We start from the raw sequence: 13570 nt of genomic DNA on the forward strand, positions 1-13570 counted from the left end.
TGTTGCGGTGTAACACTAGGTATAGTGGTTTGCATGGAGTGCGGCACTATATATAGTGGAGGGTGCTGGAATACGCGACGTAATTGTGCTAAATTTGAGTCATTCAATTCGACGTCGGGAGGTCATGATGTTGCCAGTGACGCAAGCCAACTCCCCCGTCTGCGAAGTTCCTCAAAAGTGCGCGAATGCGCCTCTGACTGGCCCCCGAAACACGGTATCGACCCTTGCGGATTTTCCGCCGCCCGTCACGCGAATCGCGCGATGATGTCCGCCGGAACGCATGGCTTTTTGCGCGTGACCCAGTAAGTTAAGTAACCATTAATTCGTATCAGCCGAGTCGCACACGCCCCAGGCGAGTGATCGGCTGATCTGCCACTTCGGCGGTGTGCGTAGTTGTGTGCACCGCATCAACCTGAACGGACCGAGACCCTATGTTGAACTGGGAAGAAGAGACCACCACCGCCAAACCTGCTGCACCGGCAGCCCCTGCTGCTAGCTTCACGCCGGCGGAGAACATCCTTGGCACGCAGGGGGATACCCCGAACGTGATCGCCTCGTCGTCGACGCGCCGCGTGAGCGCCTCCGACAAGCGCGTGATCAACGGCACGACCGACGTGAACCAACTGGTGCCGTTCAAGTACAAATGGGCGTGGGAGAAGTATCTGGCCGGTTGCGCCAACCACTGGATGCCGCAGGAAGTGAACATGTCGCGCGACATCGCCCTGTGGAAGGATCCGAATGGTCTGACCGAAGACGAGCGCCGCATCATCAAGCGCAACCTCGGCTTCTTCGTGACCGCCGACTCGCTCGCCGCGAACAACATCGTGCTCGGCACGTATCGCCACATCACTGCGCCCGAGTGCCGTCAGTTCCTGCTGCGTCAGGCGTTTGAAGAAGCGATCCACACGCACGCCTATCAGTACATCGTCGAGAGCCTGGGCCTGGACGAAGGCGAGATCTTCAACGCGTATCACGAAGTGGCGTCGATTCGCGACAAGGACGAGTTCCTGCTGCCGTTCATCGAAGTGGTTGCCGACCCGTCGTTCCAGACCGGCACGCAGGAGAATGACCAAAAGCTGCTGCGCTCGCTGATCGTGTTCGCCTGCATCATGGAAGGTCTGTTCTTCTACGTCGGCTTCACGCAGATCCTCGCGCTGGGCCGTCAGAACAAGATGACCGGTGCTGCGGAGCAGTATCAGTACATCCTTCGCGACGAGTCGATGCACTGCAACTTCGGCATCGACCTGATCAATCAGGTGAAGCTGGAAAACCCTAACCTGTGGACGCCGGAGTTCCGCGACGAGATTCGCGAGCTGTTCAAGAAGGCAGTCGAGCTGGAGTATCGCTACGCTGAAGACACGATGCCGCGCGGCGTGCTCGGTCTGAACGCGGGCATGTTCAAGAGCTATTTGCGCTTCATCGCGAACCGTCGCTGCGCACAAATCGGTCTCGAGGCGCTCTACCCGAACGAAGAGAATCCGTTCCCGTGGATGAGCGAGATGATCGACCTCAAGAAGGAGCGCAACTTCTTCGAGACGCGAGTGATCGATTATCAAACCGGCGGTGCGTTGAGCTGGGACTAAGCGTTGCGTGAAAAATGGGTGCTGGCTGCAAAGCCAGCATTCATGCGGTTCTTGAGAGGGTGGTGTGTGCGTGCGAAGCACGCGTGACTTGTGCGAAGAGAAGTCAAAGCGAAGCGCAAGAGAAGGCATGAGTCACACACATCGCCCTCGTCATCGCATGCTTGTAAGTGCGTCGAAGCGATCGAAGCACGCGTGCGATGTGCATCAAATACAACAGATTGACTTCTTCGTTGCGATTGATGTGCGCTTTTTTATGCGCAAAGTATTAACATCGCATCACAAAAGAATTATTATTCGCTCAAATAAATTGCAGTCTCGATGAACACACGAAAGCACATTGCTTTCCTCCCGCGACAGAGAGCTGGTAGTTACGGAGCGTAAAAACCTTGGTGCATAGCAAGCAGTATCGCTTATCCGCTATCGCAATCTCCTCCATCCCGATGACGGGACAGGCAAGCTACCCCCCGAAGAATCTGGCGAACTCCCCCTATCAAGACAATCGAATTGCTGACGGCGATGTCGTCGGCAATTTTTTTGCGCGCGTGACCACTCATGGTAAGCGTCATGCGCGCAGCGCCGAATTCATTAGCGTAAGCCGTCGATGTCCGATGCGTACGCCGATGAATAGCCCGCTCGCCGGCGGTTCGCCGTGCGGTGGTCGGGTTTCCTTCTCAGGTAGTTTCGTTTGAGTGATATCTCACGTTAAGGAGCATTGTGATGGCTACTACTGCTAAGAAAAAACCCGCAGTCAAGAAGGCTGCTGTTGCGAAGAAGCCGGTAGCGAAGAAGGCTGCTGCTGCCAAGAAGCCTGTCGCCAAGAAGGCTGTGGCCGCTAAGAAGCCGGTCGCCAAGAAGGCTGTTGCCGCTAAGAAGCCGGCCGCCAAGAAGGTCGCCGCTAAGAAGCCGGCAGCCAAGAAAGTCGCAGTGAAGAAGGTTGCTGCGAAGAAGCCGGTGGCCAAGAAGGCAGCGGTGAAGAAGGTTGCAGCCAAGAAGCCGGTGGCCAAGAAAGCCGCAGTGAAGAAGGTTGCTGCGAAGAAGCCGGTCGCTAAGAAAGCAGCCGTCAAGAAAGTCGCCGCCAAGAAGCCGGCAGCCAAGAAGGCAGCAGTGAAGAAGGTTGCTGCCAAGAAGCCGGCTGCCAAGCCTGCTGCGAAGAAGGCTGCTGCGAAGAAGCCGGCTGCCAAGAAGCCTGCCGCTGCTGCGAAGAAGCCCGCTGCCAAGCCGGCCGCTAAGCCGGCTGCTGCCAAGAAGCCTGCTGTGAAGAAGGCTGTCGTGAAGAAGGTTGCCAAGCCTGCTGCGGCTCCCGCAGCAGCACCGGCAGCTGCTCCGAAGACGGCACTGAACCCGGCAGCTGCATGGCCGTTCCCGACCGGCAGCCGTCCGTAATTCGAGTGCTGACGCAGGGACCAAGACACTTAGGTGTCTTTTGACCGAGTAGTCCTACTCGATCAGAAACCCGCTGTGACGCGAGTCGCCACAGCGGGTTTTTTCATGGGCGAACGAACAGCGAGTGTGTGAGTGCAGAAATGCAAACGGGCGACCTGTGGTCGCCCGCTGCATGGACTTGGATTGCGCTCAGAGCGTCGTGGTGGCGCTCGCGAGTCTTGCCGTCTTCCTGATGCCTTAGTGCGTCACGCGCGTCACACCGCCGCTCGAGAGCAGGCGTACGCGCTGGCCCGGCTGGAACGCATCGTCGGCATCCTGCGTGATGGCACGCAACTCACCGTTGTCGAGTCGCACGGTGATCTCCAGCCCCGCCTTCTTGCTCATGCGGTTCTCGACGGCTTGCCCGGCAACTGCGCCGAGCAGACCGCCGATGATGCCCGTGGCAATCGAGCCGCGACCGCCACCGATGGCGCTGCCACCGATCGCACCCAGTGCGCCGCCGCCGACAACACCGAGCACGCCCGGATCGCCGTTGCTGCTATCGATCGTCACCGGACGAACCGATTCGACCGTGCCCATGCGAACGACTTGTTCGCGTTGTGCCTGGCGGCTGTTGTAGACGCTTGCGGAATTGCTCGGGCCGAACGCCGTGCAGGCGGACAGCATGAGCGATGCCGTGACGGTGAGAACTACGAGCGGTGTGGTCAGTCGTGCCATCGTTAATATCCTGAAATCATTCGAAGCGGTGGCCGAACGCTTCTTCATATTGCGCGTCGATGTCGGCGCGCGTCGGTGCATAGGTCTGCGGGCCCTGCTCGGCAATCTTGAGCGAACCCATCAGGCTGGCCAGTCGGCCAGTGGTCGGCCAGTCGAGACCCTTTTCGATGCCATAGAGCAACCCGCCACGGAACGCGTCGCCGCATCCGGTCGGATCGACGACTCGCTTGGCTTTCACAGCAGGAATGTCGTGCTGCTCACCGCCGGCGAAGATCAGGGCCCCGTGTTCTCCGCGCGTGACGATCAGTGCCTCGACTCGCGACTGGAGGTCTTCCAGCGACCAACCGGTCTTGGAGGCGAGGAGCTTGGCTTCGTAGTCGTTGACCGCCAGATAAGTGGCAAGTTCCACGATGCGGCGCAGTGTCTCGGACGAGAGAATCGGCAGGCCCTGGCCCGGATCGAACACGAACGGGACGCCGGCGGCGGCAAACCCTTCGGCGTGCGCAAGCATCGCATCGGGGCCATCGGGTGCCACGATGCCGAGCGTCGCGCCCTTCACGTCGCTCACGTGGTTTTGTGCCGAGAACATCATCGCGCCCGGGTGGAAGGCCGTGATCTGGTTGTTATCCAGATCGGTGGTGATCATCGCGTTGGCCGTCATGCTGTCGGGCACCGTGCGCACGAACTCGGTGGTCATGCCGAGCGAGCTGAAGCGCTCGAGGTAGGCACCGCCGTCTTCGCCGACCGTGGCCATCACCGTGGGCGAGCCGCCGAGCAGATGCAGGCTATAGCCGATGTTGCCCGCGCAGCCGCCGAAGTTGCGGCGCATGGTCGGCACCAGGAAGCTCACGTTCAGGATGTGCACCTGGTCGGGCAGGATGTGCTCGCCGAAGCGGCCTTCGAACGTCATGATGTTGTCGTAGGCGAGCGAGCCGCAGATCACGGTAGTCACGAGATGATTCCTTGCTAGTAGTCAGAGGGGCACGGCGGCACGGCAGCCGGACGGCAATGTGCCGGCGCAGGCGCCGGCACGGGTCATGCAATTGGCCATCACGGATGATGGCCGGTGAACTACCGGCTTACGCCAGCGCAGCCAGTGCGGCGTCGTAGTTCGGTTCGTTCTTGATCTCGGGCACGAGTTCGGCGTGCACGACGCGGTTCTCGGCATCGAGCACCACCACGGCGCGGGCGCTCACGCCGGCGAGCGGGCCGGTCGTGATAGCGACGCCGTAGTCCTTCAGGAACTCACGGCCGCGCATGGTCGAGAGCGTGACGACGTTGTTCAGGCCTTCGGTCGCGCAGAAGCGGCTCATGGCGAACGGCAGGTCGGCCGAGATCACGAGCACGACAGTGTTCTCAAGCTTGCCGGCGGCTTCGTTGAACTTGCGGGTCGAGGTGGCGCAGGTCGGCGTGTCGAGGCTGGGCACGATGTTCAGAACCTTGCGTTTGCCCGCGAAGTCGTCGAGCGTGACGTCCTGCAATTTGGCATTGACCAGCTTGAGCGCCGGTGCAGTTTGCCCTTTTTGCGGGAACTGGCCGTCGACTTCGATGGGGTTGCCCCCGAGGGTGACTTGGGACATTGATATCTCCTAGTGTTGAGTGCGGCAGCGCTATCAGGGATAAAACGCGAGTACCCGATAGTTACTGGCAAGCGCTGCTTGCGCCGACAATCGTAACCGAATCGTGCGTTCGTTGTGCGGTGCAAGGCCCGCATCGCGCAACGCGCCGTCGGCAACATAATCGCCCGCAGCAAAAACGCGTCGCACGACCGGCTTGCCGTCGATATCCGAGAGCGTGAGTTCGAGCGATGGCCACGCGACGGCGTGACCGGCATCGTTGCGCATGAACACGGTCAGCGTCATCGGCACACTGTCGGCCGGGACGGTAGCGTCTGCCGAGGCGTCGCTCGCGGCGGCGATGGTCGCAGCTGTCGCGGTGTCGGCAGCGCCGTTGTTATTGGTCGCGTCGGGGGCGCTGCTGTCGTCGGTCACCAGCGTGACGCTCGAGAGTTGCAGCATGTCCGGCTGACGTGCGGGCGCGATGGCGATGTGCAGCGGCCGTCCGACGGTGGCGAACGCGTCGCGCAGCGCGGGGAAGCGGTCGACGAGCGCCGCGCGTTCGATCCAAGCCCACTGCGCGAGCAGACCGATGACCGCCAGCGTGATCAGCACGCGCCAGATGACGCGGGCGGCACCCGGCGGCTTTTCGGCAGGTGCGATGGCCGATGCGCCCGCGAGCTTTGCGCTGGCCGGTGTCGCCGTCGGTGCAGGCAATACGGTGGGGTCGTCGTCGATATAGCGGCCCGGGCCGTGCTGCATCTGCGCACGGCTCTCGTCGGGGGTGCCGAGCAGTGCTGCGATGGCCGTAGGCGTCAGCATCTCGGGCACGGACATGCGTGCTGCCGAGGCTTCGCTTTCGATATCGTCAGCGCTCGTGGTGTCGGCGGGTTCGTTGGCGGCACCGTCGCTCGCTGCCGCGCTCGAGTCTGATGCTGCTGAAATGGCCTCGTCGTCTCCCTCTCCCGGCGGTTCACAGAGATACGCGCGCCCGTCGAACACTTCGCGGCAGTGGCCGCAGCGCACCAGGCCGTCGCGCAGCTTGAGCTGGTCGGCGACGACGCGAAAGACGGTGTGGCAGTGAGGGCAGCGGGTAGCCAGAACGCGCGGGGATAGGGTCATGGGACTCGGCGCGTTGTGAGCGCTTTAACTGGCGGCCTGCCCGTGCAGGCAGACCCAGCCGTCGTGTGCGCGCCAGACCGACATCTTCATATAGGGCGCGTAAGCGGCGATCACCTCGTCGGCCTGCCGCTCCAGCACGCCCGAGAGCGCGAGCCGGCCGCCGGGTGCCACACGCGAGGTGAGCATCGATGCGAGCAGCTTGAGCGGATTCGACAGGATGTTGGCGACCACGATGTTGAACTGACCGTCGCGCAGATCGTCGGGCAGGCCGTATTCGACCGGCGCGTGATTGCGCTCGCTGTTATAGCGTGCCGACTCGACCGCCTGCGGATCGATGTCGATGCCGACAACCGGATCGGCACCGCACTTGCGCGCAAGAATGGCCAGAATGCCCGAGCCGCAACCGTAATCGAGCAGCGACTGCCCGGCTTGCACGTGTTGCTCAAGCCATTCCATGCACAAACGCGTGGTCGGATGGCTGCCGGTGCCGAACGCAAGGCCCGGATCGAGTTCGAGAATGAGGGCGTCGGCATCGGGCGCATCGTGCCACGACGGCACGACCCAGATGCGCTCGCCGATCTGCATCGGCTCGAATTGCGATTGCGTCAGACGCACCCAGTCCTGATCTTCGACGTCGCGCACCGTGAAGGCCGGCGACTCGGACAGGTTGAGTTCGTTGACGGCCGCCGCGAGCAGCACGGCGGCGTCCTGATCTTCCCCCACCAGCGCGACCACGCGTGAGCGCTGCCACGCGGTGTCCGGCGGGGTGAGACCTGGCTCGCCGAACATCGGTTGCTCGTCGGGGGTGTCGGCATCCGCGTCTTCCACGGAGACCGACAGGACACCCAGGTCGATCAGGGTGTCCGACAAGGCCTCAGCTTGTGCGCGGGCAACTTCCACGACGAGTTCACGATACATAGGGCGAGGACTTCCTTACAGATGAACGGCTAAAAAACGGCTTAATTACCGCCGACGGCAGACTTCTGCGCCAGCTTGTGTTCCAGATAGTGAATGCTCGTGCCGCCTTCGACGAACTTGGCGTCGAGCATCATTTCCCGGTGCAGCGGAATGTTGGTCTGGATACCTTCGATCACGATTTCCGACAGCGCCACACGCATGCGACGGATGGCTTGGTCGCGCGTAGCACCGTAGGCGATCAGCTTGCCGATCATCGAGTCGTAGTTCGACGGCACGAAGTAACCGTTATAAGCGTGCGAATCGACGCGAATGCCCGGGCCGCCGGGCATGTGCCAGGCGGTGATGCGGCCCGGCGACGGCGTGAACTTGTACGGATCTTCGGCGTTGATACGGCATTCGATCGCGTGACCCTGGAACTGGATGTCGCGCTGACGCAGAGCGAGCTTCTCGCCGGCCGCGATGCGGATCTGTTCCTGCACGATGTCCACGCCCGTGATCATTTCGGTCACCGGGTGTTCGACCTGCACGCGCGTGTTCATTTCGATGAAGTAGAACTCACCGTTTTCGAACAGGAATTCGAACGTGCCGGCACCGACGTAGCCCATCTTCTTGCAGGCGTCGGCGCAACGATCGCCGATGCGCTCGATCAGACGGCGCGCAATCAGCGGTGCGGTGGCTTCTTCGATCACCTTCTGGTGGCGGCGCTGCATGGAGCAGTCACGCTCGCCCAGCCAGATGGCGTTCTTGTGCTTGTCGGCGAGCACCTGGATTTCAATATGGCGCGGGTTCTCGAGGAACTTCTCCATATAGACTTCCGGGTTGTTGAACGCCCGGCCGGCTTCTTCGCGCGTCATGTTGACCGCGTTCACGAGCGCCGCTTCCGTGTGCACCACGCGCATGCCGCGGCCACCGCCGCCGCCTGCTGCCTTGATGATCACCGGATAGCCGATCTGGCGTGCAATGCGCACGATTTCCTTCGGATCGTCGGCGGGCAATGCGCCTTCCGAACCCGGCACGCAGGGCACGCCGGTCTTGATCATGGTCTGCTTGGCCGAGACCTTGTCGCCCATCAGGCGAATGGTGTCGGGGCGCGGGCCGATGAAGGTGAAGCCCGATTGCTCGACGCGCTCGGCGAAGTCGGCGTTCTCGGAGAGGAAACCATAGCCCGGGTGGATGGCCTGAGCGTCGGTGACCTCGGCGGCGCTGATGAGCGCCGGCATGTTCAGGTAGCTGAGCTGCGACGGGGCCGGGCCGATACACACGGCTTCGTCGGCGAGCTTGACGTACTTGGCTTCCTTGTCGGCTTCGGAATAGACGACAACGGTCTTGATGCCCAATTCCTTGCACGCACGCTGGATGCGCAGAGCAATTTCGCCGCGATTGGCGATGAGGATTTTTTCAAACATTTTGTGCAGTCCTGCCCGTAGGGGTAAGGAGCGGGGCCGGACACCCGGCGGTGCGGTGCGGGTGAGCCGCAGTCCGCAACAACGCGTGCGCGTCCGGCAACTGGCTTTAGCCGATCACGAACAGCGGCTGACCGTATTCCACAGCCTGACCGTTCTCGACGAGGATTTCCTTGATCACGCCGGCTTTGTCCGACTCGATCTCATTGAGCAGCTTCATCGCTTCGATGATGCACAGCGTCTGGCCTTCCTTGACCGAGTCGCCCACTTGCGCGAACGCGTCGGCGCCCGGCGACGGGGCACGGTAGAACGTACCGACCATCGGCGAGGTCACGATATGACCTTGCGGCACAGCCGGTGCCACCGGCGCGACGGGGGCCGTCGGGATGCCGGCGGGGCCTTGCGCACTCATTTGCGGGGCGACCGGCATGGCCATCTGCATCGGGGCGGCGATCAGTTGCGGCGGTGCCTTGACGATGCGGACCTTGCCTTCGCCTTCGGTGACTTCGAGTTCGGAAATACCCGATTCGGCCACGAGGTCGATCAACGTCTTGAGTTTGCGCAAATCCATGAAGGAAGCTCCTTGATTCGGTATCGACGCGGGAACAGCGTCCCGCGATGGGAAATAGGGGATGAGAGGACTACCCGCCGGTGAGCCGGTGCAGGGCAAATTCGAGTGCATAGGTATACCCGCGCCAGCCCAGGCCGCAGATCACACCTTGTGCAATATCGGAAAAATACGAGTGATGTCGGAAGGCCTCGCGGGCATGGACGTTCGAGAGGTGAACTTCGACGAACGGGATGCCAACGCCCGCCAGCGCGTCGCGAATTGCCACGCTCGTGTGGGTATAGGCCGCGGGGTTGATGACGATGAAGTCGATCGATTCACCGCGCGCTGCCTGAATCCGGTCAACCAGTGCGCCTTCGTGATTGCTTTGAAACGTCGCCAGCTCGGCACCGGCCGCCTGGGCCTGTGCCAGCAAGGCATTGTCGATGTCGGCCAGCGTCGTGCGGCCATACACCGCCGGCTCGCGAGTACCGAGCAGGTTCAGGTTAGGACCGTGTAGCACGAGAATGCGGTGAGGCATCGGCGAATCAAATTTCACGAAATTGGGCGCAATTAAACGCCAGTTGGTGGATTTTGTCCAGTGGGGCGAAAATCGGCACCGTATTATGCGGGTTTCCGGGGTGTTCGTCCCGACCGCCGCAGGGCCGTCCGTTCGGGCGGCCCGGACAAGCGGGGTCAGATGAGCGGTTTGAGCGCCGCGCGCACTTCGTCGGAGGTAATCCGGCCGAGTTTCTGATAGTGCATGCGCCCTTGGGCGTCGACCACCACGGTAAACGGCAGGGCGCCGGCCTTGTTACCCAGCGCCCGCGCCAGATCGGTGCCCGCGTAGCCTGCCACGAGCAGGGGGTAATCGACCTTCACTTTTTGCTCGAAGGCGATCATGTTCTGCGCCGTATCGATGCCGATCCCGACGAATTGGACGTTCTTCGCCGCATATTCCTGAGACAAGGCGGCCAATTCCGGCATCTCTTCTACGCACGGGCCGCACCACGGTGCCCAGAAGTTGATGACGAGCGTCTTGCCGCGCCATTGCGATACCGGCTGTTCGGTGCCGGTCAGATCGGGCAGCCGGGTCGCGAGCAGTTGGGCGACGGCGGCGTCGGACGTGTCCGCGGCTTGCTGATTGCGGTGACCGAGCCAGAAGCCGGCCCCGAGCCCCACGAGCGCCAGTACCACCAGGATGACGATGCGTTTTGTCATAACGGGAAGGGAAAAATCACGCTGAGTAGACAATAGCCGGGAAACGGCTGACAAATATGGAGAAGATGTGGCGATGTTGACGCGATGTGGTGACCTGCCGCGTCAGTGTTCGCGTTCGTCCGCGCGAGCCTGACCGGGGGTGCCGGGGGCACTGGGTGCCTCGGTTGCCCGCGTCAGCGTGGCTTGTGCCTCGGCGGCCATCAATACGCGCAAGCCGTTAGCGTCAGTGCGTGCCGGGCGGCCATTGCCGTCGCTCGTCTTGAGCGCACCGCGCATGTCGTCGAGCGAGTAAAGCGACAGGTGCACACCCGCCGGGTCGCCCCGCTGACCGCGTTGGCGCCACAGGAAACTCAGCGTCTCGACCATGCCCCGTCCATTGAAGTGACGGGACTCGGAGACCTCGTAATCGATCCCCCGGTTCAGGAGGTCGATGGCGACTTCCTTCGGGTTATCGCAAAAAGCCTGCAAGTAGATATCAGATAGCGCCGTGGCCGTGCCGTTGTAGACCGCGCCAGCTATATAAGGGCGATAGCGGGCCAGCTCGTCCATGACGTTCAGGGCGGCTTCGCGCAGGTGAGCCAGCTCGGCAGGTTGCGTGTCCGACATGAATATCTGGACGTACTCGCGCACTTCCGCTTCGATCTGGTCGTTATCCGGCAGCAATTCACCCGCAATGCGAGTCTCGCCCGTCACCTGTTTCGCTGCCTTGCGCTTGGCGGTGGCATAGTCGGCCCCCTCCTCGGCGATGAGGCGAGCGGCTGCCAGCGCGATTTCTTCGCGCAGGCGTTGGGCATCGGTCCAGGATTTACGTGTCATGCGGCCGATGATACCCGAAAGGCGTGTCCGGCCGCCTGCCGGGCGCGGCAAGCGTTTGGGGACCCATCCGATGCCTATCTAAGACTGCGCCCGGGCCACCCGCGTCACGTGGCAGGTACAATGTAGCCCTCGGTTATCCGCACTCCCATTTCCCGCACGGGCGCCGCCCGTCCTCATCAGCTCCCCATCCATGCATATTCATATTCTTGGCATCTGCGGCACGTTCATGGGCGGTCTGGCAGTCCTGGCGCGTCAGGCCGGTCACACCGTCACCGGTTGCGACGCCAATGTCTACCCGCCGATGAGCACGCAACTTGAGGCGCAGGGCATCAAGCTGATCGAGGGCTTCGATGCGGATCAGGTCTCACTCAAGCCCGATCTGTTCGTGATCGGCAACGTGGTTTCGCGCGGCAATCCGCTGATGGAAGAGATCCTGAACCGGAATCTTCCCTATACCTCGGGTCCGCAGTGGCTCGGCGAGCACGTTCTTTCGAACAAATGGGTGCTGGCCGTGGCCGGCACGCACGGCAAGACCACCACCACATCGATGCTGGCGTGGATTCTGGAAGACGCCGGCTATCACCCGGGTTTTCTCGTGGGCGGCGTGCCGATGAACTTCGGCATTTCGGCGCGCCTGACCGAGAGCGACTTCTTCGTGATCGAGGCCGACGAGTACGACACGGCCTTCTTCGACAAGCGCTCGAAGTTCGTCCACTACCACCCGCGCACGGCCATCCTGAACAATCTTGAGTTCGATCACGCCGATATCTTCCCGGATCTGACGGCAATCGAGACGCAATTCCATCATCTGGTGCGTACCGTGCCGGGTCAGGGCCGTCTGATCGTCAACGGTCGCGAGCCGGCGCTCGAGCGCGTGCTGGCGCGTGGCTGCTGGAGTGAAGTCGAGCGCTTTGGCGTGAGCGACGGCTGGCATGTCGCCCAAGCGACCGAAACGCTGGCCCCAGGGCAGGAAGCGTTTTGGGTACACCACGGCCAGCCGGCTGCCGGCGAGGTGAAGTGGGCGCTTCAGGGCGAACACAACCGGATGAATGCGCTGGCGGCGATTGCCGCGGCGCGTCACGTCGGTGTGCCGCCCGAGCAGGGCGCGGCCTCGCTTGCCAAGTTCGAAAACGTAAAGCGCCGTATGGAAGTGCGCGGCGTGGCCGCAGGCGTCACCGTCTATGACGACTTCGCGCACCACCCCACCGCCATCCAGACCACACTTGCCGGTTTGCGCCGCCGTGCCGGCGAGGCCCGCATTCTGGCTGTGCTCGAACCGCGCTCGAATACGATGAAGCTGGGCGTGATGAAGGCGCAATTGCCTGCGAGTCTGGCCGACGCCGATCTCGTGTTCGGCTATGGCGCCCCGAGTGGCAAGGATTCGCTGGGCTGGAATCTGGCCGAGGCGCTGGCGCCGCTCGGCGCACGGGGTCAGGCCTTCAGCGACATCGACGGGCTCGTCCGTGCCGTGGTGGCGGCGGCCCAGCCGGGCGATCAGGTGGTGGTCATGAGCAACGGCGGCTTCGGCGGTATTCATCAGAAATTGCTCGATGCGCTGGCCGCGCGCGCCTAAGCTTGGCTTCATGACTCCCTCGATGCCCGCTTGCGCCACCGACAGACAAGTTTTCCGGAGCCTCACATGATTCTCTATTTGCACGGCTTCCGTTCCTCGCCGCGTTCGTTCAAGGCGCAGTTGATGGCCGCCCGCATGCACAAGCTCGGGCTCGGGCATGTCTGGGCCTGCCCGCAACTGCCGCCGTCACCGCTCGCGGCGGTTGTTGATGCGCAGCGTCTGCTTACCGGCGTGGACCCGGACGACCTGACCATCGTTGGCAGCTCGCTCGGCGGGTACTACGCGACCTATCTGGCCGAGAAGCTCGGCTGCCGCGCCGTGTTGCTCAATCCGGCCACGCGTCCGTACGAAGACCTCGGCAAGTGGCTCGGCGAGCAGCCGATGTGGCACGGCGGCGGCACCATCGTTGTGGAGCCGCGTCATCTGGACGAATTGCGCATGATCGACGTCGCACAGATCACGCGTCCGGAGCGCTACTACCTGGTGGCCGCCACGGGCGATCAGACGCTGGACTACCGCGACATGGTCGCGAAATTTCCCGGTGCCAAGCTCACGTTGATTGAGGGCAGCGATCACGGGATTTCCGATTTTGTCGACTATATGGACGATGTGCTGCGTTTCGCCGGCATCGATGTGCCGGCGTCCATCGGCACGTCCGCCGCTTTTGCCGGGGAATAATGACTCACCGCAGCGACGAACGGCGGCAAAACCTGCCGATGGTGTCGACGATG

14 protein-coding genes are annotated in these 13570 nt (G+C 62.4%); 4 read left to right on the plus strand and 10 right to left on the minus strand.

Going from position 1 to position 13570, the window contains the following annotated elements; all coding sequences use genetic code 11:
* The first annotated feature begins 431 nt into the window (after positions 1–431).
* Both CDV44_RS01525 and CDV44_RS01530 read left to right on the plus strand, forming a co-directional pair.
* Positions 432–1583 (plus strand): ribonucleotide-diphosphate reductase subunit beta, encoded by a 1152-nt coding sequence (locus CDV44_RS01525; protein ID WP_087686383.1) that lies wholly within the window; start codon positions 432–434, stop codon positions 1581–1583.
* Positions 1584–2300: 717 nt separating this feature from the next.
* The gene (locus CDV44_RS01530) at positions 2301–2966 is read left to right on the plus strand and encodes a histone H1-like DNA-binding protein (protein WP_058376161.1); all 666 of its coding nucleotides are present in this window, start codon (positions 2301–2303) and stop codon (positions 2964–2966) included.
* 237 nt (positions 2967–3203) lie between these two features.
* On the opposite strand, the gene CDV44_RS01535 is transcribed toward CDV44_RS01530, so the two are convergent.
* The 10 genes from CDV44_RS01535 to CDV44_RS01580 form a co-directional block, all read right to left on the minus strand.
* Positions 3204–3683, minus strand: a complete 480-nt coding sequence (locus tag CDV44_RS01535) for a hypothetical protein (protein ID WP_058376160.1) — start codon at positions 3681–3683, stop codon at positions 3204–3206.
* A 16-nt stretch (positions 3684–3699) separates the two neighbouring features.
* The gene (locus CDV44_RS01540; protein ID WP_087686384.1) at positions 3700–4635 is read right to left on the minus strand and encodes a carbohydrate kinase family protein; all 936 of its coding nucleotides are present in this window, start codon (positions 4633–4635) and stop codon (positions 3700–3702) included.
* 127 nt (positions 4636–4762) lie between these two features.
* Positions 4763–5263, minus strand: coding sequence for a thiol peroxidase (gene tpx / locus CDV44_RS01545; protein ID WP_087686385.1), 501 nt, complete (start codon positions 5261–5263; stop codon positions 4763–4765).
* A gap of 33 nt (positions 5264–5296) precedes the next feature.
* On the minus strand, positions 5297–6361 hold the full coding sequence (locus CDV44_RS01550; RefSeq protein ID WP_087686386.1) for a DUF3426 domain-containing protein: 1065 nt from the start codon (positions 6359–6361) through the stop codon (positions 5297–5299).
* Between the two features lie 24 nt (positions 6362–6385).
* Positions 6386–7279, minus strand: coding sequence for a 50S ribosomal protein L11 methyltransferase (gene prmA / locus CDV44_RS01555; protein WP_087686387.1), 894 nt, complete (start codon positions 7277–7279; stop codon positions 6386–6388).
* A gap of 41 nt (positions 7280–7320) precedes the next feature.
* A complete protein-coding gene (gene accC, locus CDV44_RS01560; protein ID WP_058376155.1) occupies positions 7321–8685 on the minus strand; it encodes an acetyl-CoA carboxylase biotin carboxylase subunit in 1365 nt (454 codons plus the stop codon).
* A 106-nt stretch (positions 8686–8791) separates the two neighbouring features.
* Positions 8792–9253: an acetyl-CoA carboxylase biotin carboxyl carrier protein gene (gene accB / locus CDV44_RS01565; RefSeq protein WP_087686388.1), complete on the minus strand. Its 462-nt coding sequence runs from the start codon at positions 9251–9253 to the stop codon at positions 8792–8794.
* A 70-nt stretch (positions 9254–9323) separates the two neighbouring features.
* Positions 9324–9770: a type II 3-dehydroquinate dehydratase gene (gene aroQ / locus CDV44_RS01570; protein WP_058376153.1), complete on the minus strand. Its 447-nt coding sequence runs from the start codon at positions 9768–9770 to the stop codon at positions 9324–9326.
* 155 nt (positions 9771–9925) lie between these two features.
* Positions 9926–10450, minus strand: coding sequence for a TlpA disulfide reductase family protein (locus CDV44_RS01575; RefSeq protein ID WP_087686389.1), 525 nt, complete (start codon positions 10448–10450; stop codon positions 9926–9928).
* Between the two features lie 102 nt (positions 10451–10552).
* Positions 10553–11266, minus strand: coding sequence for a UDP-N-acetylmuramate--alanine ligase (locus CDV44_RS01580; protein ID WP_249277367.1), 714 nt, complete (start codon positions 11264–11266; stop codon positions 10553–10555).
* Positions 11267–11456: 190 nt separating this feature from the next.
* Here CDV44_RS01580 and mpl point away from each other — a divergent pair, with 190 nt between their 5' ends.
* Positions 11457–12839: a UDP-N-acetylmuramate:L-alanyl-gamma-D-glutamyl-meso-diaminopimelate ligase gene (mpl, locus tag CDV44_RS01585; protein WP_087686390.1), complete on the plus strand. Its 1383-nt coding sequence runs from the start codon at positions 11457–11459 to the stop codon at positions 12837–12839.
* A gap of 66 nt (positions 12840–12905) precedes the next feature.
* On the plus strand, positions 12906–13517 hold the full coding sequence (locus CDV44_RS01590) for a YqiA/YcfP family alpha/beta fold hydrolase (protein ID WP_087686391.1): 612 nt from the start codon (positions 12906–12908) through the stop codon (positions 13515–13517).
* Positions 13518–13570: the final 53 nt, after the last annotated feature.

It is taken from the genome of Pandoraea sp. PE-S2R-1 (assembly GCF_002179865.1).
Lineage (GTDB): Bacteria > Pseudomonadota > Gammaproteobacteria > Burkholderiales > Burkholderiaceae > Pandoraea.